The sequence below is a fragment of the Pseudorhodoplanes sp. genome, assembly GCA_032027085.1.
Classification (GTDB): domain Bacteria; phylum Pseudomonadota; class Alphaproteobacteria; order Rhizobiales; family Xanthobacteraceae; genus Pseudorhodoplanes.
This window is the reverse complement of sequence record JAVSMS010000001.1, coordinates 4652949-4679184: the sequence shown is the minus strand read 5'-3', so window position 1 is coordinate 4679184 and position 26236 is coordinate 4652949. Positions and strand designations below refer to the sequence as shown.

Annotated in this window: 24 protein-coding genes and 3 pseudogenes; 12 read left to right on the top strand and 15 right to left on the bottom strand. The window is 60.3% G+C overall.

Going from position 1 to position 26236, the window contains the following annotated elements:
• Positions 1 to 3: 3 nt before the first annotated feature.
• The 6 genes from RO009_22935 to RO009_22910 all read right to left on the bottom strand — a co-directional run bounded on the left by RO009_22935 (position 4) and on the right by RO009_22910 (position 5433).
• Positions 4 to 708, bottom strand: coding sequence for an ABC transporter ATP-binding protein (locus RO009_22935; protein MDT3687893.1), 705 nt, complete (start codon positions 706 to 708; stop codon positions 4 to 6).
• Positions 698 to 1450 carry an ABC transporter ATP-binding protein gene (locus RO009_22930; GenBank protein ID MDT3687892.1) on the bottom strand — a complete coding sequence of 251 codons (753 nt, stop codon included), beginning with the start codon at positions 1448 to 1450 and terminating at the stop codon, positions 698 to 700. Before RO009_22930 ends, RO009_22935 begins: the two co-directional genes overlap by 11 nt.
• Complete coding sequence (locus RO009_22925; GenBank protein MDT3687891.1) at positions 1443 to 2411, bottom strand: branched-chain amino acid ABC transporter permease; 969 nt, start codon at positions 2409 to 2411, stop codon at positions 1443 to 1445. The genes RO009_22930 and RO009_22925 overlap by 8 nt, the downstream gene beginning before the upstream one ends.
• A complete protein-coding gene (locus tag RO009_22920; protein ID MDT3687890.1) occupies positions 2408 to 3280 on the bottom strand; it encodes a branched-chain amino acid ABC transporter permease in 873 nt (290 codons plus the stop codon). The genes RO009_22925 and RO009_22920 overlap by 4 nt, the downstream gene beginning before the upstream one ends.
• A gap of 24 nt (positions 3281 to 3304) precedes the next feature.
• Positions 3305 to 4459 carry an ABC transporter substrate-binding protein gene (locus RO009_22915; GenBank protein MDT3687889.1) on the bottom strand — a complete coding sequence of 385 codons (1155 nt, stop codon included), beginning with the start codon at positions 4457 to 4459 and terminating at the stop codon, positions 3305 to 3307.
• A gap of 74 nt (positions 4460 to 4533) precedes the next feature.
• Entirely contained in the window at positions 4534 to 5433 is a 900-nt protein-coding gene (locus RO009_22910; GenBank protein MDT3687888.1) for a GntR family transcriptional regulator, read from the bottom strand.
• Between the two features lie 417 nt (positions 5434 to 5850).
• Between RO009_22910 and RO009_22905 the strand changes: the two genes are divergently transcribed.
• Positions 5851 to 6249 carry a nuclear transport factor 2 family protein gene (locus RO009_22905; GenBank protein ID MDT3687887.1) on the top strand — a complete coding sequence of 133 codons (399 nt, stop codon included), beginning with the start codon at positions 5851 to 5853 and terminating at the stop codon, positions 6247 to 6249.
• An 870-nt stretch (positions 6250 to 7119) separates the two neighbouring features.
• Positions 7120 to 8097 (top strand): tripartite tricarboxylate transporter substrate binding protein, encoded by a 978-nt coding sequence (locus tag RO009_22900; protein ID MDT3687886.1) that lies wholly within the window; start codon positions 7120 to 7122, stop codon positions 8095 to 8097.
• 80 nt (positions 8098 to 8177) lie between these two features.
• Here RO009_22900 and RO009_22895 read toward each other — a convergent pair.
• Positions 8178 to 8383: pseudogene (locus tag RO009_22895) on the bottom strand (thioredoxin-disulfide reductase).
• Positions 8384 to 8509: 126 nt separating this feature from the next.
• Positions 8510 to 9112, bottom strand: a complete 603-nt coding sequence (locus tag RO009_22890; GenBank protein MDT3687885.1) for a hypothetical protein — start codon at positions 9110 to 9112, stop codon at positions 8510 to 8512.
• 249 nt (positions 9113 to 9361) lie between these two features.
• On the opposite strand from RO009_22890, the gene RO009_22885 reads away from it, so the two are divergent.
• A complete protein-coding gene (locus tag RO009_22885; GenBank protein ID MDT3687884.1) occupies positions 9362 to 10366 on the top strand; it encodes a LacI family DNA-binding transcriptional regulator in 1005 nt (334 codons plus the stop codon).
• A gap of 66 nt (positions 10367 to 10432) precedes the next feature.
• On the opposite strand, the pseudogene RO009_22880 reads toward RO009_22885, so the two are convergent.
• A pseudogene (locus RO009_22880) lies at positions 10433 to 10600 on the bottom strand (aldehyde dehydrogenase family protein).
• 467 nt (positions 10601 to 11067) lie between these two features.
• Here RO009_22880 and RO009_22875 point away from each other — a divergent pair.
• The 3 genes from RO009_22875 to RO009_22865 all read left to right on the top strand — a co-directional run bounded on the left by RO009_22875 (position 11068) and on the right by RO009_22865 (position 12789).
• On the top strand, positions 11068 to 11544 hold the full coding sequence (locus RO009_22875; protein ID MDT3687883.1) for a hypothetical protein: 477 nt from the start codon (positions 11068 to 11070) through the stop codon (positions 11542 to 11544).
• Positions 11545 to 11598: 54 nt separating this feature from the next.
• Positions 11599 to 11988: a RidA family protein gene (locus RO009_22870; protein MDT3687882.1), complete on the top strand. Its 390-nt coding sequence runs from the start codon at positions 11599 to 11601 to the stop codon at positions 11986 to 11988.
• Between the two features lie 174 nt (positions 11989 to 12162).
• Positions 12163 to 12789: a hypothetical protein gene (locus RO009_22865; GenBank protein MDT3687881.1), complete on the top strand. Its 627-nt coding sequence runs from the start codon at positions 12163 to 12165 to the stop codon at positions 12787 to 12789.
• A gap of 228 nt (positions 12790 to 13017) precedes the next feature.
• Here RO009_22865 and RO009_22860 read toward each other — a convergent pair whose 3' ends face one another.
• The 5 genes and pseudogenes from RO009_22860 to RO009_22840 form a co-directional block, all read right to left on the bottom strand.
• Positions 13018 to 14466 (bottom strand): aldehyde dehydrogenase, encoded by a 1449-nt coding sequence (locus tag RO009_22860; protein MDT3687880.1) that lies wholly within the window; start codon positions 14464 to 14466, stop codon positions 13018 to 13020.
• Positions 14467 to 14811: 345 nt separating this feature from the next.
• A pseudogene (locus tag RO009_22855) lies at positions 14812 to 15288 on the bottom strand (ATP-binding cassette domain-containing protein).
• A complete protein-coding gene (locus tag RO009_22850; GenBank protein MDT3687879.1) occupies positions 15281 to 16972 on the bottom strand; it encodes an ATP-binding cassette domain-containing protein in 1692 nt (563 codons plus the stop codon). Before RO009_22850 ends, RO009_22855 begins: the two are co-directional and overlap by 8 nt.
• On the bottom strand, positions 16969 to 17847 hold the full coding sequence (locus tag RO009_22845) for a branched-chain amino acid ABC transporter permease (GenBank protein ID MDT3687878.1): 879 nt from the start codon (positions 17845 to 17847) through the stop codon (positions 16969 to 16971). The genes RO009_22850 and RO009_22845 overlap by 4 nt, the downstream gene beginning before the upstream one ends.
• Positions 17848 to 17868: 21 nt before the next feature.
• Positions 17869 to 19095, bottom strand: a complete 1227-nt coding sequence (locus RO009_22840; GenBank protein ID MDT3687877.1) for an amino acid ABC transporter substrate-binding protein — start codon at positions 19093 to 19095, stop codon at positions 17869 to 17871.
• 475 nt (positions 19096 to 19570) lie between these two features.
• Between RO009_22840 and RO009_22835 the strand changes: the two genes are divergently transcribed.
• From RO009_22835 to RO009_22810, 6 genes are all read left to right on the top strand, one after another.
• Positions 19571 to 20323 (top strand): ABC transporter permease, encoded by a 753-nt coding sequence (locus tag RO009_22835; GenBank protein MDT3687876.1) that lies wholly within the window; start codon positions 19571 to 19573, stop codon positions 20321 to 20323.
• Positions 20320 to 21111 carry an ABC transporter permease gene (locus RO009_22830; protein MDT3687875.1) on the top strand — a complete coding sequence of 264 codons (792 nt, stop codon included), beginning with the start codon at positions 20320 to 20322 and terminating at the stop codon, positions 21109 to 21111. Before RO009_22835 ends, RO009_22830 begins: the two co-directional genes overlap by 4 nt.
• An 8-nt stretch (positions 21112 to 21119) precedes the next feature.
• Entirely contained in the window at positions 21120 to 21881 is a 762-nt protein-coding gene (locus RO009_22825) for an ABC transporter ATP-binding protein (GenBank protein ID MDT3687874.1), read from the top strand.
• Between the two features lie 39 nt (positions 21882 to 21920).
• Positions 21921 to 22922 carry an ABC transporter substrate-binding protein gene (locus RO009_22820; GenBank protein ID MDT3687873.1) on the top strand — a complete coding sequence of 334 codons (1002 nt, stop codon included), beginning with the start codon at positions 21921 to 21923 and terminating at the stop codon, positions 22920 to 22922.
• Positions 22923 to 22999: 77 nt separating this feature from the next.
• The gene (locus RO009_22815; GenBank protein ID MDT3687872.1) at positions 23000 to 24250 is read left to right on the top strand and encodes a hypothetical protein; all 1251 of its coding nucleotides are present in this window, start codon (positions 23000 to 23002) and stop codon (positions 24248 to 24250) included.
• A 174-nt stretch (positions 24251 to 24424) separates the two neighbouring features.
• The gene (locus RO009_22810) at positions 24425 to 25429 is read left to right on the top strand and encodes a GTP-binding protein (protein MDT3687871.1); all 1005 of its coding nucleotides are present in this window, start codon (positions 24425 to 24427) and stop codon (positions 25427 to 25429) included.
• 138 nt (positions 25430 to 25567) lie between these two features.
• On the opposite strand, the gene RO009_22805 is transcribed toward RO009_22810, so the two are convergent.
• Positions 25568 to 26230 (bottom strand): TetR/AcrR family transcriptional regulator, encoded by a 663-nt coding sequence (locus RO009_22805; GenBank protein MDT3687870.1) that lies wholly within the window; start codon positions 26228 to 26230, stop codon positions 25568 to 25570.
• Positions 26231 to 26236: the final 6 nt, after the last annotated feature.

Here is a 26236-nt window from a genome sequence, read left to right as displayed (position 1 = left end):
TTGTTACAGACCCAGATATGTCTTCTTCAATTGCGGGTCGTCGAGCAGAGCCGCTGCCGGACCTTCGAGTACGAAAGCTCCATTTTCCAGCATATAGCCGCGCGATGCGATTGCGAGCGACTGCACCACATTCTGCTCGACCAGCAGGATTCCCGGGCCATCCTCCTGAACGCGCTGGATCAGTCCGAAAACCTCTTCGACGAGCAATGGTGACAGACCAAGCGAAGGTTCGTCGAGGATCAGGAGTTTCGGTTCCGCCATCAATCCGCGGGCGATTGCAAGCATCTGCTGTTCACCACCGGAGAGAGTGCCGGCGGCTTGGCCTATACGTTCCTTTAGCCTCGGGAAGATGCTGAATGCGCGTTCAAGATTTCGTGCGCGATTGTTCCGGCCACGCCGATAGCTGCCAAGTTCGAGGTTTTCGCGCACATTGAGGTTAGGGAAGATGCGCCGGCCCTCTGGCACATGTACGAGGCCGGCCTCAACCATGTAGGATGCGTCGCGGCCTGTGGTGTCAGCGCCCTCGAAACGCACGATTCCTTTCCAGGGAGGCATCAGTCCGCTTAACACGCGATTGAGCGTGGATTTGCCGGCACCGTTCGCACCCAGAACAGCGATCACCTCACCCTGCGCAACGTGCATGTCGAGGCCGCGCAATACTGGAACAGCGCCGTAACCTGCTTCCATCCGGCCCACCTCAAGGAGCATGGGCGGCCTCCAGCCGACTCTTTACCCGCGCAGCCGCGCCGTGTCCGAGATAGGCTTCGATCACTTGCGGATCGCTCGCGACCTCGGCGGTTGTGCCGGACGCGATGATCCGGCCATTATTGAGCACATATGCGCGTGTGGCGAGGCTCACCACGGCCTGCATGACATGCTCGATCAGCAGGATGGTGACACCGCTGTCGCGGACTGCCCGCATGACCGGAACGATATCGGCGACCTCGGTCGGATTGAGGCCAGCCATCACTTCGTCGAGAAGGAGCAGCTTGGGGTCGGTCGCCAGCGCGCGGGCGAGTTCGAGCCGCTTGCGGCCCGCAACGGTCAGCGTTGCCGCCGGTTGATCAAGCCGTTTGCCGAGTCCAACCTGTTCGGCCACTTCTTCAGCCTTCGCGAGCGCGCCGCGGCGCGCCGCGCGATGGAGATGCGCTCCGACCGCGATATTTTCGCGCACGCTCAGCGCGCCAAAGGGCTGTACAATCTGGAACGTGCGCACCAGGCCGCGCGCACAGATGACATGCGGTGGCAGTCCTGTAATGTCATTGCCTGCGAGCCGCACGCTACCAGCGTCTGGCCGCACAAACCCTGCGATCGCAGCGAACAATGTCGTCTTGCCTGCGCCGTTTGGGCCGATCAAGGCGACGATCTCACCTTCGGACACATCGAGCGAAACGCCGTCAATCGCTCTGATGCCGCCGTAGCGCTTGTTGAGATCGCGCACCTCAAGCATTCGCAGCCTCCCGGTGATGGCGGCGCACGAAGCGGCGGGTGAACAGGCCGGCAATGCCATTCGGCAGGAAGCGCAGCGCAAGAATGAGCAGAACGCCGTAGAATACGAGATTGAGTCCGGGCGCGTTGCCTGTGATCTGTTTAGCCACTTCCCCCAGCGCATGCAGCACGATCGCGCCAAACAGCGGTCCGAACACTGTCCCCATTCCGCCAATAATGGATACAAGCAATGCTTCGATCGACATCGCAGGACCGAAAGCCAGGTGGCTGTCGACGAACAGGAAGTTCTGCACGTAGAAGACGCCGACCGTTGCCGCCATCGCGCCCGAAAGCATGATCGCACAGACCTTGGTGCGGACGAGGTCGATGCCGAGCGCCTGGGCGGCATCCTCGTTTTCGCGCACCGCCATTAGCCTGGCACCGAAACGGGAGTTCTCAAGCCACATCGCCACGAGGCAGCCTAATACGACCAGTGCCCAGGCGATGAGATAAAACACCTTGCGGTCCTGGAACTGAAAGTTCCCGGCGCTGCGCGCGAGCGGTACCAGCATGCCAAAGCCGCTGCCCGTATAGTCGAAAGAGGACACAAGCACACGCGCGACCTCCGCGAAGGCGAGCGTGACGAGTGCAAAATAGGCCCCACGTAGCCGGTAGCGAAAGACGAGAAGACCTACCGTGCCGCCGATGATTGCACCCAGTGCGATCGCAATCGCTCCGGCCGCATAGGCGTTCACTCCGTGCCGCACCTGCAGGATAGCTGTTCCGAACGCACCGACCCCGAAAAACAGCGCATGACCGAAGGAGAATTGTCCGCCGTAACCGCCGAGCACGTTCCATGCCTGGCCAAGAAAGGTGAACATCAGAACGAGCAACCAGAAGGAAAGCCAGAATTCGGACTGCACGACGAACGGCATGCACAGGAGAAACGCGAGCAGCGCTATGCCGGGGATCTTCGCGTTCATGCTCGCGCTCCGAACAGGCCCACCGGGCGGAACAGCAGGATGAGGATGAAGATGGCGAAGATGCCGATCTGGCCCAGGCTTTCACCGAGATAAAGTCCGCACAGGGCTTCGACGATGCCGAGCAGGATCCCAGCGATGAGCGCGCCAACGAAGCTGCCCATGCCGCCGAGCACCACCGTCGTGAAGGCGACTAGCACGAAGGCATACCCGACCTGAGGGGTGACGTAGAAGGTGGGCAGCAGAAGACAGGCGGCCGCCGCCACCGCCGCCGTGCCGATTCCGAATGTCATGGCATAAACGTGTTCGACGCGGATCCCAACAAGGCGCGCACCTTCGCGCTCGCGCGCCACTGCCCGGATGGCCTTGCCAAGATCGGTGAATGCGATCAATACCCACAACAGCGCGGCAAAGGCGAGCGCGCTGAGAAAAGCAATGATTTTTGGCAGAGGGATGAACGCAAAGCCAAGGTCGATCACCTCGAACGAATACCAGGTGTCGATTGTGCGTGTCGTCGACGTCCACAGCCACAGCGCCAGATTGTCGATGATGATGGCAAGACCGAGCGTGACGAGCAGGATATTCTCGTCGCGCCCATGGCTGGCCGGCTGGATGACGAAACGCTGCAGTGCATAGCCAAGCGCGAAGAACGCCGGTATCAGCAGGAACAACGCGATATAGGGGTCGACGCCGGCGAGCGTATACAGGAAAAACGCCGCATAGAGGGCCAGCATCAGCAGGCTTCCGTGCGCAAAATTGATGATGTGCAAAACGCCGTAGATGAGCGTCAGCCCGAGTGCGATGAGGGCGTAGACCGCCCCCGTCGTCACTCCGTTCAGCACGGCGGGAAGTAACAGGCCGAAGTTGAGCATCGTGGTGCCGCAGCGGCGAACACGTCAACCGCCCTGCGGCACCGGAAATACAGCCTTTGCTGAGGCAAATTCCTGCGGGAAAATTACCTCGACATTGCCCTTTAGGATCTGCGTATTGGCGGGCTGCGCACCTTCGTTCTGGCCTTTGACGAACTTCGTCGGACCATAAGGCATGATGTGGTCGTTGTATGTCGACGACGCGAGCGCATCGATGATCTTGGCGCGGTCCGGTGCACCCGCGCGCTCGAGCGCATCGGCCAGCACGCGCATGCAGGAATAGTTGAGCATCAGTTCATAAGTCAGATCCCAGCCCTTGTCGGCCACCTTCTTGGCGAAGGTCCTTGAGAGCGCTTTGGTTGGATTGTACCAGTGGTTGCAGTCCATGATGTATTCAGCCGCATCCGGATATTGCTTGGCAAAGGCGACATTCGACGCGGCACCGCCTAGCAAGGCATAGATCGCCACTTTTGGGCGGACACGCTGCTGGCGGAAGGTTCGCGCCATCAGGATAAAATCGTTTTTATAGTTCGATGGGATAATGAGATCCGGATTGGCCTGCCGGACCTGCAGCGCGATGTTGGTGAAGTCGCGCTGTGGAGTCGGGTGGCTCAGCGATTGCAGTACCTGTATGCCAAGACCGGGCAGTTTCTCGTTCAGCAGCTTGGCCATACCGGAGCCGAAAGCACCGTCTTCGTGAACAATTACGGCTGTCTTGGCGGGGTTGCCAGCCGCCGCGTTGATTTTCTGCAAAGCGTCCAACGCGAACGACGTGACCTTTCCGAAGCCAGGAGCAAAGCGGAACGTGTTCGGCAGGCCACGCGCGATGATTTGGTCAACCACTCCGACATCGACGAGATGCGGAAGATTGTGTTTGGCAGCAGCCTGGGTGGTCGCAAGTGCGATGCCGGATGCATAGGGACCTTGGATGGCAAGAACGCCCGCCTCAGCCAGTCGATCGACTTCCGCCGCGCCCACCTCAGGCTTGGATTGTGCATCGGCCAGAACGGGCTCAAGCTTCGCCCCGCCCATCGACTTGATACCGCCAGCCGCATTGATTTCCTCGAGCGCCAGCAATGCACCCTTGCGGCACTGCTCGCCCTCATAGGCGAGGCCGCCGGTGACCGGATGCAGAATGCCAATTTTGATACTCTGGCCTTGCGCACGCAAGATTGCCGGCATGCCAATGTTCGCGACAGCAAAGCTGGCCGTTCCCATCATAAGCTGGCGCCGTGTCATGCGAAGGCTGTTACGTGTCATCCTGTTATGCATCGCCTTTTCCCCTTCTGCGTTTTCAGGCTCTTCGATGGCCGCTTGGGCGGCTTCACAATTTTGGCGGCAACTGCGGCCGCCCCTTTGGACGAAAAGCGTCCGTGGCCCGCGGCCTGATCGCGCGTCAGCGACATGCGATATTCAAAACGGTCAGGCCGATAGAGAACCTCGATGTACTGTACCGGTTTGCCGTCTCTGTCCTTCACGCACCGCTTCATGAGCAGAAGCGGCGCGCCGACGCCGATCTTCAGCCGCGAGGCGGTCAAACTGTCGGCGAGGGTGGCCGTGATCGATTGCTCGGCTGCGCCGACGATGACCCCGGCACGTTCCAGCAAGTCGATCAACGCGGTTGTCGCAAGCTCTCTGGCACCATAGGCGCGGCCGATATGTTCGGGCACATAGGTGGTGGATTGCGAGAGCGGTATGCCGTCCAGGCTGCGAACCCGCACCGCCCGCTGCGCGAGCGCACCAGGATCAAGCGCGAGTTGGATTCGTGCCAAATCGGGCGGCCCCACATAGTCGAATTCAATGACCTCGACTGATGTCTCGCGTCCGATAGCGCTGAGATTCTCAAGCAGCCCGTCGATATTGGCAGTAATTGGCCGGGCACCGACCAATGCGGCCGCGCGTCCGGTTACCGTAGTGCCTCGTCCGCGCACGCGCACCACCAGCCCCTCGGCGGCAAGTTCATCGAGCGCCCGCTTCGCGGTGATGCGGCTGACCTTGAAGCTCTCCGTGAGCTCAATCTCGCTCGGCAGGACAGATCCTTCGGGATGCTGGCCGCTCGCAATGCGATCGCGCAAAATCACATAGAGCCGATGGTACAGCGGCATCGGTGACCTGTCGGCAAGGAGCGCCGAAGTGGCAGGCGAGGTGATCGGCACGTCTGACTCGCGAGACTTCATGAACGTTGAAAGGTAGCATCGGAAAAGACCGCTTGCTATGGCTTTATGACAAGATAGGCTGGAGGAGGCCGCCGGGGCACATGGCGTCAAAAGAAAGCGTCAAGCCGATTTCAGCCTTCGGTCAAGCCCTCTCCTGGCTGGCGGGCCGCGGCACCCGGAAGTCCAGCAATTCGGTCAGGCCTTGCCGCCAGCGCTTCCCAGAGCGATTGCGTGGCCGCGGTCGGATGTTCGACTGGGGCCAGCAGGCAGCGCCGGCCTCACGATCGATACGGGTGCAACCCGCCATTCGGAAACGGCGGCTTGGTCGCCGGCGATTTCGACCGTGCGCGGTTTGCTGCAGCCGGCACGCACAGTTAACGAGCTTTAATCTCACCCCCAAAGGCAGATGGAGTCATCATGTCGGTCAAGACGCGCGAGGAGGCCATCCAATTTGCGAATTCATATCTTTCAGCGATGGAAGCCCGTGATCTGAGTGGCGCTGAAAAATACCTTGCTGGCAAGGTTGTTTTGACGTTTCCCGGTGGAGCAGTTTTTCGTAGCCTTGGCGAGATCGTCAGTAACTCGGGCAGCCGTTACGCCCGCGTCGGGAAGGCCATCGAAAATTGGGATGCCTTTGAAGGCGGCGACTGCTGGGTTGTGTATTGCCTCGGTACGCTCCATGGGGAGTGGCGCGATGGTACGGCATTTTCAGGCATCCGCTTCATCGATCGCTTTGAAATCGACGGAACGGGCATTCGACGTCAGGATGTCTGGAATGATTCAGGTGAGTATCGGCTCGGATCTACGGCATCATAATGAACCCGGATTAGCCAGTAATCGATGTTGGCTGTCCGTATCGACCGGCTCTGCAGGATCGCGCGACGAAAATCTGGCAGCCTGCTAGTGTCACCTTGTTCCGCTTTTCGGTCGTCACTTCATTGCGAATCGCATTCATCACGATCGGCTCCATGCGCTGGAGGCGAACTCTATTTCAATCTCAGTGAATGGGCCGTTCACCGTGACCGGCTCTGCAACTATGCATCGCGCTTGCGGACCGCGCCGCTTCTAGCCGACTTACGCGGATGATCTAGGATTAAATTCGCGTTCAACTTGTCAGGAATCCGAAGCGTCGCCGCGTCGCGAACGCTTGGCGGGATCCGTGAGGTTGAAATCGCAGCGCCGAGATAGCCAATCTGTTTGCTGATCAATCCCGGATCAGCATGCGGCGATTGTGGTGCGCACCGATCACCACCCTGCCAACTTTGAAAGGCATCCATCCTCGGCCTGCCGGCCGAGCCGGCGCTGCGGCCGCCCATCTGGCCAGCGGCTCCACGTGGGGCCTCGGATCGCCAATTTTTCGCGCCGTTTTGCGGGCATCACCTAAGGACGTCGCCTTCAATTTCCTCAAAATTGGCCGCATGCGCACCTGCCATCGCGCGCTGGCGCTGACACGAGCCGGCCACCAGCAGCATATGCGCATGCCGCGGATCGAGTCCGGCGGAATGGCAGATGCGATGAAACGGCCGATCTCGGCTTCCACAAGCACGATGGTCGTATCAGCGCTTGCAGATTTGACTAGTTTTGCGCCTCGAAATGTGCAATCGATTGCAAGAATCGCACGCCGTCGGGCTCAAAACTTGCGAGAGGCATAGCCTGCCGTGTGTGAAAATGCAGGGAGGAATTAAAATGAATTGCCGGCGCTTATTCCACACAGGTTTGCTTTCCATTGCGCTCGGTCTATGCGGCATCCTTGGAAGTGAAGGTCATGCCGATACGCCGGCAGATTCCTACCCCAGCCAGCTTGTTCGCATCGTAGTGCCGTTCTCGGCCGGAAGCGCGACGGATATTCTGGCGCGAGTCATCAGCGACAAGTTAGGTCCGATATGGAAGCAGCAAGTCATCGTTGAGAATCGGCCTGGTGTCGCGGGCGTTGCAAGTGCTGCCAAGTCCGCACCTGACGGCTACACGATCATGCTGACGTCAAATGGGCACACGATTATCGGCAAGATCAACAAAAGCCTGCCATTCGACCCGGTGAACGATTTTGTCGGAATTGCCAAAGTCGCCTCCATGCCGATGATCCTGATCACCTCTCCGGATTCGCCTGCGAAATCTCTGAGCGACTTTATTTCCAACGCTCGGTCGAAGCCGGGCAAGGCAAGCTACGCATCCGCCGGTCTCGGAAGTGCTGCGAACATCGCCGGGGAGCTTTTCAAACAGACAGCCAAGCTCGACATGATGCATGTGCCTTACAGAGGTACGCCGGACGCACAGACAAGCGTCATGCGTGCTGACACGGACATGTTTTTTACGCCGGCCGGCAACAGCGTCGATCTTATTCAGAGCGGGAAGGTGCGGGCTCTGGCCATATCGAGCGCAGCTCGTTTGCCAAATCTGCCGAGTGTTCCGACCTTTGCCGAAGCTGGACTTCCACAATTTGTGTACGACGCATGGTTCGGAATATTCGCACCGGCCGGAACGCCCCGCGCGATCTTGCAGAAGATCAGTCAGGACGTCGGAGCGGTCATGAATATGCCGGAGGTCCGGGGACTTCTGTCGAAGCAGGGAGTCTCGGCGGCGTCGTCGAGTCCTGAAGAGTTCGCGGCCCTGATCAAGGCGGACACGGCCCGATTTGGCCGTCTGATGGACGGCGCCCAGAAGTAGGGCTGGATCGCACCTTGATGACGTTGCGCCCAGGGGATGGGCGCGACGTCGCAAGCTAATCGCCGCATGGCCATGCCCATCGCAAAGCCAGGAAACTTCTCGACATCAGTTGAAATCGTCAGTTGGCCGCCTGGTCGGAGGCCTTGATCAGAAGCGGTTTGAGATTCGCGCAGGCGGGGTAGATGGCGGCCGTGTAGCCAGCTGAGCCTGCGCCAACAAGAGAACGCTTGTGTGCCGATCTGCCATCAGCATTCTTGAAACGTTGAGATGAGGGAGGCGGCCTGATGCCGTCAATCGCGTCTATCACATAGGCCAGCGGCCTGGATCAGTGGCTCTGTTGCTGCGGTCATTGGATATCGAAGAGGGTTGAAGGTTGGAGGGCGACCACACATCAGGTGATCGCCCCCGGCCGTCAGGCTGCGGAACTTCTCGGCGAAGATTTCTTCTTTGCCCAATAGTTGGGATCCGATTTTGACTTCTTTAGTGTCTCCATATCCTCAAATCCGGGCGCCATCGACGCGTCGGTGCCGGCGAGCACCTGATGATGCTCGATATTGAGCGTGCGCAGCCATCGCTGCTGTCCCATGGTAAGGGCCACAAAGTTTCCGAGTTCGACCAGTTCAGGTTCGGAGAAATTCTTGTGAAGGCGATTCCAGAGGGCGTCGTCGGCTGCCAGATCCCACGTAATGCATTCGGCATAAGCCAGCGCAGCCTTCTGCCTCTCATTATATCGCGGTGAGGCCTCAAAGTTGATCAGTTCATGATAGTCTTCTTCGACAACCCCGGACTTCGCGGATTTGATCGAACGCTGGTTGCCGCAAAATTCGCACAACACCGATTTCGACACGTAGATGCGGCAAAGCTCCTTGATGTTGTGATCGACAACGCCTTGGTGGAAGACGTCCTTCCAGGAATTGGCAAACGCCCAGAAAACAGCGGGCACATGCGCGCGCACAGCTTGACTTTCCGGCCGGGGCGTTCCCTCGCGCGCGCAACGGTCAAGTTCGGCTCGCATTGCAGGATCTTTGATAGTCGATGGGTCAACGTAGCTAATTCGGGGGGCCATGCCATTCTCCTTTGCAAACGATTGCAAAGCTGAGATTTCGTCAAATACAGGAGCAAGTCAAGCTTTCTGTCGCAGTATTGCCAGCAGATATATGCAAACGGTTGTAATAAATTTGCATGGGTGCAACAGCCTGGACTAGAAGGCAGGGAGAAACAGGCGGGAATCACAATGAAAGCTCGGACCCCAGGGCCCGTGACGATGAAGGAGGTCGCCAAAGCCAGCGGCGTCCATATCTCCACCGTCTCCCGCGCGCTGAACCCGGCGACGCGCGATCTGGTGAAAGCTCAGATCGCTACGCGCATTCTGGAAACAGCTCAGCGGCTCGGCTATCGGGCCAACACGCTGGCCTCCAGCCTTCGCACAAGGCAATCAAAAGTCGTCGGCTTTGTCGTCCCCGACATCTCAAGCTTGCTGTTTCCGCCAATTTTGGAAGGTATTGAAGATACGCTCCTCAAGATGGGGTACATGACGATCGTGGCCAACACCGCCAATGATGCTGATCGGTATCGCAGGGTTCTTTCCGGAATGACCGAACGTCAGGTTGACGGGCTGATTATCGCGGCAGCAACGCTTCCTGACCCCATTCTCGATGAGTGGCTTCAAGGCCGGGCGCCCATCGTTCTTATCAACCGCACAGACGAGAGCGGTCGGGCGCCTGCGGTTTTGAATGATGATCTGCGGGGGATCGGGCTCGCCGTCAAGCATCTGGCGGCGCTGGGCCACACCCGCATCGCGCATATTGCCGGCCCATCGCGATTGTCGACAGGCATGATGAGATTGCGGGGATTCAATCTGGCGGTCAGCGAGCTCTCGCTTTCGAAAGTCGCGAATACGGTTATCGAGGCGGAGGCGTTCTCGCGAGTGGCGGGGAAGGCGGCATGCCTCAGTCTTCTGGCCAGGAAACCCGATATAACGGCCATTGTTGCAGCCAATGACCTGATTGCGCTCGGATGTTACGACGCGTTCAAGGAACGGGGCATCAGCTGTCCGACGGATATCTCAATCACGGGATATAACGACGCGCCGTTCATGGACATGGTTCGACCGGCGCTGACAACCGTTCACATCCAACAGCGTGAGATGGGAGCGGAAGCTGCCCGCCTGCTATTGGCGCGGATGCAGGGGCAAGATGTGGCAGCAGACGTATGGCTTCGCCCCACATTAATTGAGCGAAGTTCAACAGCAATTCCACGCAAGCTGTGAACTGTCGGCACACTTGGCCCGGCATCTCGGAGTTCGGACCTGGAACGCATAAGGATGCGGCCTGCTTTGGATCGTGATCCGGCGCAGCCCGGTGAATTCATCGATCGCGGCCTTGCCGCCGAAACGGCCGTGGCCCGAGGCCTTGGTGCTGCCGAACGGCATCGGTCCTTCGTCGGGCACGGTCGGCGCATCGATGTGGCAGATCCCGGACTGGATGCGCTTGGGCGCGACGGCGTCTGGGTGTGGAAGCCGCATTCATCGCCGGATATACCAGCACCACCAAATTCGCCACCGCGTTCAAGCAGACCTGCCGCATCACCGTAAAGAAAAAGTGAGTGCGAATCTGACGCGACATGCGCAATTCGATGATTGAAATCTGCCAACGGACCCCGTTCAGAGTGAACGGTCGTGTTTCGGGCCGCGAAGCGAACTCTACAGGTGTGCGCTCCATGAGCCGAGGATTCGCATAAGCAACGGGACTGTATCGGGCCAAGCAGCGGTTATCGTGGCTTCGAGCCGTTGACTTATGTGTAGGCAGAGCTAACTTGTGCGCATGATTTTGCCTGTTCCGCACTGCTTTTTTCATTGCGTGAAGCCTCCGAAAAAGGGCGGGTAACCCGGACGGCTGTTTAGTCGTCCGGGTACGACACCAAGAGCCACTTTCAATATCTTCAGCGAGTTGCAGCCTTATCTGAGAGGATATGATGCGCAGCTTGAACATTCCGGCGGTCGTCTTGCCGCAGGCCGACTACGCACGCCTTGAACAGCTCGCAATCAGAGTGAGCGTTGAACGGCACCCGCTTGCTCCGTTTTTCGCATCCGAACTCAATCGTGCTCGCGTGACACACGATCGTTCAGTTCTGAGTGAGGTGGCGTCATTGGACCGATGGATTGCCTACAGAGTAGATTGGGGTTCGACTGAAAATCGGTGCCTTGTGCATCCGGACGACTATGTGTGTCAGGAGCGGCAGCTGTCCGTGCTCTCGCCGGAGGGCGCGGCGGTCCTGGGAATTGGCGTCGGCGATCGCATGCCGTTCGAAGACGCCCAGGGGAAACCGCATCTCATCACATTGATGAGTGTGGATACCGGTCCGAAAGTCGTTTCCTTTAGCCGGGCAGTTCGGACGAGGACAGCCGCCAACGATGAACCATACGATCCCGGGCCTTCGGCTGCCTGACTTCAATGGTTCAATACGCTGCGGTTCAACAATATCGGAATGGAGAAGAGCCAAATGCTGAAAACCAGAAATCCGTCACAGGTGGCGCCGCCAGCAGGGGTTTACAGCCACTCTGTCGAGGTCCCTCCGAATGCGCGCTGGCTGGTCACAGCCGGGCAGGTCGGCGTGCGGCCCGATGGCACCGTTCCTGAAGGATTTGAGGCCCAGCACGATCAGATCTGGCAAAACACGCTGGCTATTCTCGCGGATGCCGGAATGGGACCGGAAAATATCGTGCGGATCAATGTCTATTCGACGGATCCAACCGGATTGCAATTCGTGAAGCCGCATCGTGAGAAATATTTGCGGGCTGGACATATCCCGGCCTCAACCTGGGTCGTTGTCAGTCAGCTTGCAAATCCGAAATGGGTCGTGGAGATGGAGACAATTGCGGCCAAGGCGTAGGTTGGGGCAAGTGACGGCCGCCAAGACAGCTAGATCAAATCGAATGCCTTGGCGGCAAATTGCGGCGTCGAACATTGTCCTGCGATAAATATAATTTGAAAATGCCTGTTAACCTGCCGCACTCCGATCCTGGCTCCGCCGGTGGGGCTGCCTGATCATTTATCGGAGGATGTGATGGATTTTCCCGACTTCTTTGCCAAAGCCCCTGCGATCACACTGCGCGATCCTCTGGCTGCTTTCCTTGGCGTCTCGAAAAGCGGGGTGATGACCTACGCCTACGCCGACGCCGTCAGGCTCGCCGGCCATTCCTGCCCCACGGTTGCCGGTGCCTATCTGATGGTGCGGCGCGGTCTCAGGCACCTCTATGGGGACGAGATGCCCGAACGCGGCGGCGTCGAAGTGTACCTGCGTGATCCCCGCGACCACGGTACGACGGGCGTCATTGCCGCTGTGGCAACGCTCCTCACCGGCGCCGCGCCTGAGACCGGATTCGGCGGCATCGGTGCGCATCGCCGTTTCACGCGTCGTGATCTTCTGCATTTTGATGCCCCGATCGATGGGCTTATGGCGCTGCGGCGGTGTGACAATAGGCACGGTGTGATCCTTGACCTCGATACGGCTGTTGTCCCATCGCCTCGCGAGATGCAGGTGTTGTTTCCCCGCGTAGTGGCGGAACAGGCGAATGAGGATGAGCATGCTTGCTTTGCGGCTCTTTGGCAGAACCGCGTGGAGCAAATGCTGATCGAGCACGCTGATGATCCCGAGCTCGTCCAGCTTCACGAGTGGAAAGACGCGGCCTGAGCATTGATCCGGAACCTCGCCTTGCCGTGCAGATTGAGAAAAATGAAGGCAATGAAGCCGAGGCTCTAATACTTCTCCAAGGCGCCCGAACTCATGCCGGCGCAGCTGGCTCTGAATAAGGCTGTGCAGGAAAGCGCACTTGAGCACAGCGCATTGCTCTTGCCAGTCATCGCCCCATGACTTGCCAATTGGGGGCGTGCTGATCTGCCCCAGTGAAGTACTCCGTCCTCAGAACGGATAGGGATGCGGCCCGGTCTGGATGGTGATCCAGCGCAGTTCAGTGAATTCGTCGATCGCCGCCTTGCCGCCGAAGCGGCCATAGCCCGAGGCCTTGGTACCGCCGAACGGCATCTGGCCTTCGTCGTGAACCGTCGGCGCGTTGATGTGGCAGATGCCGGACTGGATGCGCTTGGCGACGCCGAGCGCGCGGGCGATGTCCTTGCTGAAGACTGCAGCAGAGAGGCCGTATTCGGTATCGTTGGCGATCTTGATCGCCTCCTCATCCCCCTTGACGCGAATGACCGACTTCACCGGCCCGAAGGATTCTTCGTTATAAATGCGCATGGCCGGCGTCACGCGATCGAGCACCGTTGCGCTGATCACCGTGCCGTTGAACTCGCCGCCGGCGGCAACGCGGGCGCCTTTCGCCACCGCATCGTCGAGCAGTTCCTTGTTGCGTTCGGCCGCCTCCTTGCTCACCAGCGATCCGAGCACGACATGCTCGCGCGGATTGCCATAGGGCAGGGAACGCGCCTTGGCGGCGAATTTCTCCACGAAGGTGTTGGCGATGCTCTCGTCGACGATGATCCGCTCCGTCGACATGCAGATCTGGCCCATATTGGCGAAGGCGCCGAAGGCGGCCGCCTTCACCGCTTCGTCGATGTCGGCGTCGTCCAGGATGACCAGCGGCGCCTTGCCGCCGAGCTCGAGCAGCACCGGCTTGAGATATCGCGCCGCCGTTTCGGCGATGATGCGGCCGACGCGGGTCGAGCCGGTGAAGTTGATGCGGCGCACCGCGGGATGGGCAATCAGCGTATCGACGATCTTCGCAGCGTCTTGCGGGGCATTCGTCACCACGTTGACAACGCCGGCCGGGATGCCGGCGTCGCGCAAGGTTTGCCCGATCAGTTGATGCGTCGCCGGGCACATCTCGGACGCCTTCAGGATCACGGTATTGCCGCAGGCCAGCGGCATGGCGATGGCGCGGGTGCCGAGGATCACCGGCGCATTCCAGGGCGCGATGCCAAGCACGACGCCGGCCGGCTGGCGAACCGCCATGGCAAAGCTGTTCGGCTTGTCCGACGGTATGACTTCGCCTGAGATCTGCGTCGTCATGGAGGCCGCTTCACGCAAAATCCCGGCGGCGAGGTGTACGTTGAAATGCCCCCAGGGGCCGATGGCGCCGCATTCGGCGGTCATCAGGTCGGAGAAGTCCTTGCCGCGCTGGTCCATCAGGTCGGCTGCCTTGAGCAGCTTCATGCGCCGCTCGTTCGGGCCGAGCGCCGACCATTGCGGGAAGGCCGCCGCGGCGGCATCGGCGGCGGCAATGGCATCGGCGACACTGGCGGCAGCGGCACGGCTCGCCACCGCCCCCGTGAACGGATCGATACGCTCGAAGGTGCGTCCGTCTGCGGCGCCAAGATCGCGCTCGCCGATCAACAGATTGACGTGCTTCATAAGACCCTCCTGTCGAACTGCTCTGGCATTTGCATCGTGTGGCAATGGAATATTGTGAGCGGCCGGCATTGCTGCAGATTGAGAACTCTTTGCCAGCATGGTCGTCGATTCTGCCCCGGCGCCCAGATAGGCGCTTTGCACGGCGGGGTCGGATTGCAGGGAGGCGGCGGTGCCACTGCCGACAATCCTGCCAGTGTCGATCAGATAGCCGCGGTCGGCAATCTTGAGGCTTTGCTTGGCGTTCTGCTCGACCAGCAGCACGCCGACGCCCGCTTCCCGGATGCGTTTCAGCGCCTGGAACAACTCGCCAACCATGATGGGCGCAAGCCCGAGCGAGGGCTCGTCCAGCAGCAGGATATCGGGCGAGGACATGAGCGCCCGCCCGATCGCTACCATCTGCTGCTCGCCGCCGGACATGGTGCGCACCTGCTGGGCGAAGCGCTCGCGTAGCTTCGGGAACAGGTTGAGCACGAATTCAAGATTTTGCTTCTCTTTGGCGCGGGCGCGCTGCGGATAGGCGCCAAGATCGAGATTTTCGCGCACTGTCAGCTCGCCAAAGATGCCGCGGCCTTCCGGCACCAGCGCAAGCCCGGTTTCCACGATCTCGCGCGGCGAAAGTCCGGCCAGGCTCTTGCTGTCAAAAGTTCGTGTCTCGCCCGGCAGGGTAGGGACCACACCGGCAATCGCCTTGAGCAGCGAGGTCTTGCCAGCGCCATTTGCGCCGAGAATGACGACAATCTCGCCGCGCGCGACCTCGAGCGCGACGTTGGCCAGCGCCCGATGCTTGCCATAAGCGACCGACAATCCGCTGATCTTAAGCATCGGCCTCTCCGAGATAAGCGCGGATTACTTCCGGATCGGACAGAACTGTGGCGGGCGGGCCGTCGGCAATCTTCCTGCCGGCATTCATCACCACGCAGCGGCCGCAGAGCGAACGGATCGCGTCCATGACATGCTCGACCAGGATAATGGTCAAGCCGCTGTCGCGCAGGGCGTGAATCAATTTGATGCCGTCCTGCAATTCCGTGGGATTGAGTCCGGCCAGCCACTCATCGAGCAGCAGCAATTCCGGCTCCAGCGCCAGCGCGCGCGCAAGCTCCAGCCGTTTCTGGTCGATATAGGTGAGTTGGTCGGTGGGCAGGCTGGCCTTGTCGCGCAGGCCCACTTTGGCAAGAAGCTGCGCGGCCATCTGCGCCGCATCCTGTCCCCAGAGCGGCTTGTTGCGATAGGCGAGGCCGGCAATCACGTTCTCGGCCACCGTCATGGAGCTCAGCACGCGCACAAGCTGAAACGTGCGTGCAACACCAAGCCGGGCAATGGTGTGGGCGCTCTTGCCGGAAATGTCGTGGCCCTTGAACCGGATATGACCGGCGCTCGGCGCCAGCGCCCCGGAAATCATGTTGAGCATGGTGGTCTTGCCGGAGCCGTTGGGTCCGATCAGGCCCACAATCTCGCCTGGCTGGATTGTGAAGGTCATGTTGTCGACCGCGACCAGACCGCCGAAATTGCGGAATACATCGCTCACGGCAAGCAGCGAATTGTGCGGATTGGAGGTGGCGGCGAGGGCGGCTGCGGGAACGGCAGCTGCCGGCTTCGTCTTCGGCCAGTGCTTTTGCAGGAAGCCGATCACGCCCTGCGGCAGGACATAGACCACGACAATGAAGACGAGGCCAAGCAGGATGCTGAAGTAATTCGGAAAGTTGGCCGAGAGGATTTCGAACAGGAAGACCAGCGGCACGACGCCGAGCAGCGGCCCGAACAGCGATCCTGCGCCGCCCAGCAGCGCCATGATGACGACCTGGAACGACACCATGGGATTGAAGGCGATGGTCGGGTCGATATAGGTCCAGCGCGGCGCCATCACCGCGCCGGTCAGCGTCATGAACACGGCGCTGATCGCAAATAGCGCGAGCTTGGCCCAGGTGGTGTCGATGCCGACATGGCGGGCGACCGTTTCGTCCTCGCCGATCACGCGCAGGGCGAGACCGAGGCGCGAGCGGCCGATCAGCCAGCCGGTCAGCAGCACCAGCACGGCGAGCGCGAGCAATTGCCAGTAGATCGCCTCCTGCGTGATGCTCAGAAAGATGTAGCGGCCGACCGATTTGTGGATGTTCACCTCGTACCAGGTCACGAGCTGACGGATCAGCTCTGACAGGCCGAAGGTGAAGATGACGAAGTAAATGCCGGACAGCCGCAGCGTGGAGAGCCCGACAATCAGCGCGATGACAAGCCCGATGCCGGCGGCGACCAGCAGCACCAGCGGCCACGGCAACATCTCGCCGGTCACAGCGACGGTGTAGGCGCCGATGCCGAAGAAGGCGACGGTGGCGAGCGAAATATAGCGTGTCGGTCCCGAGAACAGGGCCCAAGCTGTCGCCAGCACCGTGTAATAGAGAATGCTGATTCCGAGCGCGAGATGATATCCGCTCGCCGCCAGCGGAAATGCCGCCAGCAATCCCAGAACCGCAATGCCGAGGACCAGCCACGGCAGGTTACGCAAACTCAACGCGCAGGCCTCCCGAACAGTCCCGTTGGCCTCACGAGAAGAACAATGATGAAGAGAGCGAAGGTGACCGCCAGCGTCAGTCCGGGATCGACCAGCCGGGCGACCGCAGTTTCGGCGATGCCGAGCAGCAGGCCTGCAACCAGGGCGCCCAGGATATTACCGACGCCGCCCATGATGACGACGATCAGCGCCTTCATGGTGAAGACGACGCCCATTGCCGCATTGAAGGTCAGGAACATCGAGATCAGCACTCCCCCGGAGGCGACGATCGCGCCGCCGAGCGCGAATGCGAAGGCCGCCGCCTTGCCAATGTCAATGGCGCAAAGCTCGGCCGAAACCGGGTTGACCGCAACGGCGCGGATGGCCGTGCCCTGCCGGGTGCGGGTCAGCAGCAGATAGACGACGAGACCGATCCCGAGCGCAAACAACAACGCCAGCAGGCGGTTCCAGGCCACGATGCTGCCAACAATGTTCACCGGCACCGAGAGATAGGAATAGCTGTAATACTGGCCGCCAAACATGACGAGCAGGATGCCCTGCACGACGAAGAGCAGGCCGAAGGTTGCGAGAATGGAGTCGACCTCCAGCATGTCGCGGTTCTTGGCGCGCCGCACCAGCGGCGTCAGCACGATCTTGTAGACCAGCCAGTTCACCGCGAAGGCGAGGGGAAGAATGGCGATGAGCCCAAGCAACGGGCTCATCGCCAGTCCCGAGTAAACGTAGAAGGCCGAGAAAGCCGCGACGATCAGGAATTCGCCGTAGGACAGATTCATGATGCGCGCGACGCCGTATTGGAGCGTGAGCCCGATGGCGATCAGCGCATACATGCCGCCCAGGATGATCCCGGACAGAAGAATGTCGAACGGCAGAGCCATGGCGGCCGCGGCGTCGATGTCTTACGACCCGGACTTCCAGGCCGGCTTCGGCAACTGGACGGGCTTGGCGCCCGGCAGATTGGCCGGCGCGATGCCGTAATATTCGCCGTTCTGCCACTGGCCGACCTGCCAGCTGTTCACCCGCAGACCGTTGACCAGTTTGATCTTGCCGAGAATGGTGTCGAAAGTTCCGTTCTGGATTTCCTTGATCACCGCGGCGCGATCAATCTTGCCGACACGCTCGATCGCCTGCTGCAACATTTGCAGGCTGGCATAGGTCACCGGGTTGGCCCAGCGATCCGGTTCGCGGCCGCCATTGGCCGCCGCATGGCGCTTCACATAATCCTTGAATTCCGGAGTTTGCGGATTGATGCCGCCGATACCCATGACGCCCTCGGCGTTGGCGCCGAATTTCTGCTTGAACAGCGGAAAGGCGGTGCCGACGGCGGTGTAGAACACCTTCGGATTATAATTGAGGATGCGCGCCTGCTCGGTGAGGCCGAGCGTGTCCGGCGGATAGCTGAAGGCGATGAAAGAGTCGGCCTTGCTGTCCATTGCTTCTTTCAGAATCGGCTGCAGATCCTGCGTGCCGATCGGATAGGATTTGTCGTAGACGATCTTGAATCCGGCCTTCTTGAAGCTTTCGCGTGCTGTCGTCGCGAGCTCGATGCCGAATTGGTCGGACACGCTCGCCATGGCGATGGTGTCGCCGATTTTCTTCTCGGCCTTCGCCTTGGACAGCACGGCAATCAGATTTTCCACGCCTTCGTCGGGCTGGCCGAGCAGGAAGACAGCGTTCGAAAATCGCTTTGCGAGTTCCGGCGCCTTGTTGCTCGTCACCGTAACGGCGAGATGCGGATAGCCGGCCCGGTTGAGCAGTGGTGCCGCGGCGAGGTTGAAGCCGGTGCTCCAGGGCGGAAGAATGAAATCAACCTTGTCCTGGTTGATCAGGCGCTCGACGCCCTTGATCATTTCTTCGGAATTGCTGCGGTCGTCATACTCGACGACTTCGATCGGCACTTTCTTTGCGCCGAGCTTGATGCCGCCAGCATCGTTCACGTCCTTGATCCAGGTCACGTAGGCGCCGACGGTCGTAATGCTCGCGCCACCGGCATAGGGACCCGTTTTCGAGATTGCGTATCCGATCTTGACCGATTTCGGGTCCTGCGCCTGCGCTGCAGTGACAGACCAGCCGATGGTTGCAGTGACTGCCGCGACCGCGAGTGCAGCAAATATCTTGCCTCGCATAATCATCCTCCCATTTTCGTTAGCCAGCATTCCGCTGGTGCTTGAAGTCTTGCGCGCCAAATGAAAGCAATTTGCTGCGCCCATCTTCCAGCTGTGCTGAGTGTTACCACTGCCTTCTAGGCGGAGATAGTGGGCAGAAACGTTCTTAATGGTTCTTGTCAGGGGCAGTTAATCCGGACCGGCGCGTTTTGCCGCAGCGGTTACGTTCGCAATGCGAACCGATTCCGTTCGGAATTCGAACAATTTGCGACTCGGAGAAGAATTAACCGCCGTAGCGGCCCTTCAGAGAATGGTTGCAGTCCGGCTGGACTGCATTAGTCTTAACGGCGGCGGATCCAAAGCCTCCAAGCAAAACCGCCGGCTCTCAGGGTGGAAGTCGCCAGCAGCCATGCGTGATGGTGTCCCCGCCATATCCGCGGTTGGACCGTCAACCGCGGTACGAAGAACCGGCCACGCCGAGGACGGGCGTTGGCACGTGATCGGTCGGACCGCTTTTCCGTTCCTGGTTTTGGCCGCGATCTGGGAAATCGTCGCCCGGCTGGAGGTGTTTCCGTCGCGGCTGTTTCCGCCGCTTGAGGAAATTGCTGCGGCCTTCGTGCAGCTAACAATGTCGGGCGTGCTGCCGCGTCACGCCTTCGACACGTTGGTTCGACTGACGGCCGGTTTTGCGCTCGCCGCCGTGGCAGGTGTTGCAGTCGGTATTCTGATGGGCCGGTTCCGGCGTGCCGAGGACATTTTCCTGCCGCTGGTCACGATTGCCGCTCCAATTCCCGGCCTCGCTTACGCGCCGCTTTTCCTGCTGTGGTTCGGCCTCGGCAATGTCTCGGCGGTCTTGCTGGTCGCCTTCGTCTCGGCTTTCCCGATTGTCTTCAACACCTGGACGGGCGTGAAGGCGGTCAAGGATATCTGGGTGCGCTCCGCGCAGGCGATGGGCGCCGACAACCCGAGACTGTTCCGTCATGTCATCCTTCCGGGATCCCTGCCTTACATTCTGACCGGCCTGCGGCTCGGACTGGCGCAAGCGTGGCGCATTCTGGTCGGCGTGGAGATGCTGGCGGCTGTTCCCTGGGGCCTGGGCTGGATGATTTTTGGCGCCCGCGAATTCCTTAATACCGACGTCATGCTGGCAGGGGTTGTGGTGATCGCTGTCATCGGCGTGCTGCTCGAAAAACTGGTCTTTGAGAAACTCGAAAATTACACGGTCGTTCGCTGGGGAATGCTGTCATGACCCGCAACGGCGATCGCATCCGGTCCTTCAGACGTGCGATTGTCACCATTGCGGTTGCGGCGCTCTGTTATGAAGCGATTGCGCGCAGCGGATATTTCCCGGCCGTGCTGGTGCCGACCCTGCCGAAGATCGCGGCCGCGCTCTGGCGCTCGCTGCTCGACGGCACCATGCTCAGCCACGCGGGGTTCACGCTGTATCGCGTGCTGTTTGGTTTCGGCCTTGCGATTGTGGTCGGTGTGCCGCTTGGCATCATGATGGCGCGTTACCGGCCGGTGCAGAATTTCGTTCTGCCGCTGGCGAGCGCGCTCATGCCGATCCCGTCGCTGGCCTGGGTGCCCATTTTCATTCTCTGGTTTGGACTCGGCAACACGGTTGCAATCCTGGTGGTGTTCTATGCGGCGACATTCCCCATCCTGCTCAACACCTGGTCGGGGGTACGTTCGGTGAATCCGCTGTGGCTGCGCGCAGCCGGCGCAATGGGCGCAGACGAAAATTCGCTGTTCTGGAAAGTCATCATTCCGGGCGCCTCGCCCTTCATCATCACCGGACTGCGGCAAGCCTTCCTGCGTGCGTGGATTGCGGTCGTAGGGGCCGAAATGATTGCCGCGTCCGACTGGGGCTTGGGCTGGACCATTTTTGACGCCAAGGAATTTCTGAATGCCGATGTGATGATCGCCTCGCTGATTGTGATCGGATGCATCGGTTTTCTGTTCGAGCGACTTGTTTTTGGCTCGCTGGAACAGGCGACGGTCATGCGCTGGGGGATGGTCAAGGCGACGAAGAACTAGGGCAAGGTATGTCTCACATCGAGATACATGACGTCTCGCTTGTCTACGATACGCCCGGCGGACAGGTGCTCGCCGTGCAAGACGTCAATCTGGATATGGAGGAATCCCAATTCCTCTGCCTGCTCGGACCGAGCGGCTGCGGGAAGTCGACGTTGCTTAACATCGTGGCGGGATTTCTGCCCCCGACCAGCGGTGAAATCCGGATCGGCGGCAAGGCCGTGAATGGGTCCGGAACCGACCGCGGTGTCGTATTCCAGGATTTCGCACAATTGTTTCCCTGGCGTACGGCGTTGGGCAACGTCACCTTCGGCCTGGAAATGAAAGGCGTGCCGAAGGAGGAGCGGGAAGCGATCGCGCTCAACCAACTCAGGCTCGTCAAGCTCGACAAGTTCGTCAAATCCTACCCGCATCATCTGTCGGGCGGCATGCAGCAGCGCGTCGCGATTGCGCGTGCACTTGCCTATAATCCGTCGGTGCTGCTGATGGATGAGCCGTTCGCGGCGCTTGACGCGCTGACCCGCGACGACATGCAGCGGCTGCTTGCGGATGTCTGGCGGGAGACGCGCAAGACCGTCATTTATGTCACGCACAACGTCGCTGAGGCGGTCTATCTCGCCGATCGCGTGATCGTCATGACCCCGCATCCGGGGCGGATCAAGACCGAGGCGAAAATCGATCTGCCGCGGCCGCGTGATCCGCTTAGCGTGGAATTTCTGGAATGCCAGAAGCTGCTGCTCAGCCATCTCGGCGAGACACATCACGATTCATAAAACGGCGAATCCAAGCCGGACCATAACGGGAGGACCAAAATGACAGAGAAATCCTTCGGAATGACGCGCCGGCAATGTCTCGCAACGGCCGGTGCCGGTATTGTTGCGGCCGGGCTTGGGGGCATGGGTGGCGCCCTGGCGCAGCTCGCGACCATCCGGCAGGGCTATCAAACCAATATGTGGGGCATGCCGACCTATTATCTGATGCGCTCGGGGCTGCTCGAGAAGCGCGGACTCAAATTCGAGGAATTCGCCGTGCCGTCCGGCAACCTGACCATGCAGCAGATGGTGGCACAGCAGGTGGATCTCGGCACCTATGCGGCGCAATCCTTCATCCTCGGTCACGACAAAGGCGGCATGGTCGGCATTGCCGTGATCGAACATGTCGGCAAGACCGCCGCAGTGCTGGCGCGCAAAGACCTTGGCATCACAAAGGTCGCGGATTTGAAGGGCAAGAAGATTGGCAACCAGGTCGGCGCGTCCACGGCCAATATCTTCGCCAACACCATTGCGCCGTCCGCCGGACTTCAAAAAAGCGACTGGCAGGAAGTGCGCATGAACGTCAACGACATGGTGGCCGCTCTTGCCGCCAAAACGATCGATGCCGCGGTGACGGTGGAGCCCTACAACGCAATCGCCGAGGCCGATGGCATCGCCAACATTATTACGGATTTTTCGTCCTTTGATAAAATGCCGGTCTTCATGGTTGCCACGTCGGAATTCGTCGAAAAGAATCCCGATACCATCGTCGCCTATCTTAAGGCGTGGCTTGACGTCGCACAGGATTTCAAAGCACAGCCGAAAAAGGTCGCTGACGTCATCCACAAATTCTATACGGAGAAAGGCTACAAGATGTCCCTGGAGACGTTCCAGAAGGCGCTTGCCCGTGTGGAGGTCAGTCCCGGATTCCCGCCGAATTTGGAGCCCTACATGAAAGAGCAGGCGGGTATTCTGATCGCTGCCAAGAGAATCACGCGCGTTCCCGACTGGAGCAAGGCGCTACGGCCGGAATTCATGGAAAAAGCCCGCACTGGCGCCTGATCGTGCCGGGCGCACAATCAGATGCAGCGAGGCCGGTGTGCATTCGCCGGCCTTCGCCTTGGATGGGGTGAGCGACAATGAACGAGATAAATCCGCTGCGGCCGAAGGCGCATGAATCGGTGGCCTGGAATTTTAAGCTGCTGGCGCATCATGAGCTGCAGGGCTTTGGCGGCATGGGGGAGGGGCTCTCGATCCAGATCGCTAAGGACGGCCGGCGCATTCTCTGGCTCGCGCATGAGAGCGCGCCGAAGAATTTCACCGCGGTCGACGTGTCGGACCCGCGCAATCCCAAAGTCGTCGTGCAGACCGATCTGCCGCAGAGCTACATGCGGTCCAACTCGCTCGAAGTCGTCGGCAATATCATGGCGGTGGCCTATCAGTGCCAGCAGGCCGGCCAGCAGCCTGCAGGGTTCGAGTTGTTCGACATCTCGGTGCCGGAGCAGCCAAAATCAATTGCCTTAGTCGACCGCTCCGGCCCGCATTCGCGTGGGGTGCATCAGCTCTGGTTCGCCGACGGCGAATATGTGCACATGGCTGCGGGCGCGGCCGATTTCGAGGCGACGCATCCGCTGGACGATCAATTCTACCAGATATTCGATGTGCGTAATCCATCGAAGCCTGTCGAAGTCGGCCGCTGGTGGCTGCCCGGCACGCGCAAGGGCGATGGTGTTTCTCCGCCTGCGCGGCATCCGAAGCCGCTCTACGACATGGGCAATCGCGCCCATAACACCAATGTCTATCCGCAGCGTCCAGACCGCTGCTATCTCGGCTATATCGACGCCGGAATGTTCATCATGGACATTTCCGACAAGTCGCGGCCGAAGCCCGTTGCGCATTGGGACAACTCGCCGCCCTACCACGGTTTCACGCACACCATCCTGCCGCTGTTCGAGCGCGATCTGCTGGTCATGACCGACGAGTCGGTTGTGGACCATGCCGACGACTGGCCCAAGCTGATCTGGATTCTGGATGCGCGCGAGGAAGCAAAGCCGATCCCGATCTCGACCTGTCCGCTGCCGCCGCGCGATGCCTATGCTTCTCGCGGAGGCCGCTTCGGCGCGCATAATATTCATGAGAATGTCCCGCTGCCGACCTCCTGGCAATCCGACCAGATCGTGATCGGCACCTTCTTCAACGGGGGCCTGCGCGCCTACGACATCTCCAATCCCTATCAGCCGAAGGAAGCCGGTGTGTTCATCCCGCCGGCGCCGCCGCTGGCGCCCACCGGCGCAATCCAGCTCAACGACGTGTTCGTGGACGAGCGCGGCATTGTTTACACCGTCGATCGTCATGTCGGCGGGCTGTATATTCTGGAGATGGATTTCTGAGGTTCTCCATCACCCTGAGGTGCGAGGTTGCGCAGCAATCAAGCCTCGAAGGGTGAGGGCCGATCGTCCTCGGCGCCCGCGCTGCGCACGGTCACCTCAGGATGACGCAGCAAAGTTTGCCCGCTCATGCAACAGCTCTTTTCATCCGCTCACTCCGGTCCTTTCGGTCGCCGTTTGAAACACACGCGCGGCACCCGGATTCCCGTGACGGTGGTGACCGGCTTTCTCGGCGCCGGCAAGTCCACACTGGTGAAGCATTTCCTGCAAACGCCCGAAGGCCGTGGCACCGCGATTGTGGTCAATGAATTCGGCGCCGCCGGCATCGACGATGCGTTGCTGCGCTCGAGCTCAGACGAGACCGTTCTGCTCGGCAATGGCTGTCTGTGCTGCAACGTCCGTTCCGATCTGCAACTCGCGTTGCACCGCCTAGTCAGTGAGCGCGAGCGCGGGCAGGTGCCGTATTTCCACCGTATGGTGATTGAGACCAGCGGTCTCGCCGATCCGGGCCCGATCCTGCGCACATTCGCGACCGATCGCGCGCTGGGCGGCGAATTTCATATCGGGACGTTGCTGACCGTTGTGGATGCCGTTACCGGAATCTCCACACTCTCGCAATTTCCAGAAGCACGGCGGCAGGTGATGCTGGCCGACCGGCTCATGCTGAGCAAGACTGACCTGGCCGATGCTGCGGCGGTGCAGAACCTGACGTCAGAACTCCGCCGCCTCAATCCGCACGCACGGATTGACCTCGTGCGTCATGGCCGCGCGGATCCGGCCTGCTTTGTTGAGGAACTGGGCGAGGGCCGGATGTGCGACTATGCAGCCGAGGTTGTGCACGGCGACGACATAAAGAGTTTTGTGCTGACCGAGGATACACCCATCGACTGGGCCGTTTTCGCCCGCGCCATGGATACGCTGGTTGCCCTGCGCGGTTTCGACCTTCTGCGGGCAAAGGGAATTCTCGATGTGAAGGGCTGCCAGGGTCCGGTCGTGGTGCAGTTCGTGCAGCATCTGGCGCATCCGCCGGTGGAACTGGCGGCTTGGCCGGACCAGCAGCGTGGAAGTCGGATGGTCTTTATCGTCCGGAATGTGGACGAGCGCCAGGTGAGGGCGCTGTTCGAGGCCGTGCGGGGCCTGGCGCGTGAGCGGGATACGCCATCGATCACGCCGCGGACATAGCCGATATTGCGCGCGGCGGTGGCGAGGCCACCCGGAACCTAAATGAAGGGCTCGATCCCGGCATTGCAACCCGATGATCGGAAACGCCCGCATCCGCCGCGACGTGTGCCTTCGACCCCCCGCCTGCCGGCGGGCCGCTCAAGGCTTCAAGTAACCCAGCACAACTTCCACAATATGGTCGCCGCGCTTTTCCAACGCGGCAGGCTCGCTGAGGTCGCGTCCGAAAATCGTCGACAAGGTGTGCCGGTTCGACATGTAAAAAAAACCGAGCGAAGCGATGCTGATATAGAGCTGCACCGGATCGACTTTGGCCTTGAAGACCCCCTCCTTCGCACCCCGCGCCAAGAGCGAGGAGATCATGCCGATCAATGGCGAATGCAGATCCTGGATCTTGCTGGACTGTTTCAGGAAGCGCGCCTGATGCATGTTTTCGTTTGCCAGCAGACTGAGGAATTCGGGATGCTTGATGAAATAGTTCCAGGTGAAGCGCACAAGTTCGCGCATGCCGTCGACAGGACCGCGGTTATCGAGATGCAGACCGATCTCGGCGTGGCGGATTGCTGAATAGGTCGCCTCAAGGACGGCGAGATAGAGACCCTCCTTGTCGCCGAAATAGTAATAGATCATCCGCTTGTTGACGCCGGAACGGCGGGCGATGTGATCGACGCGCGCGCCTGTCAGGCCCTTGGCGGTGAATTCCTCGGTCGCCGCCTCGAGAATTGCGGCGCGCGTGCGCTCGGGATCGCGCTCGCCTGCAAGGCGGCGGCGGGGAAGTTGCTTCGCGGCGTGTGCGTCCATCATGGACTT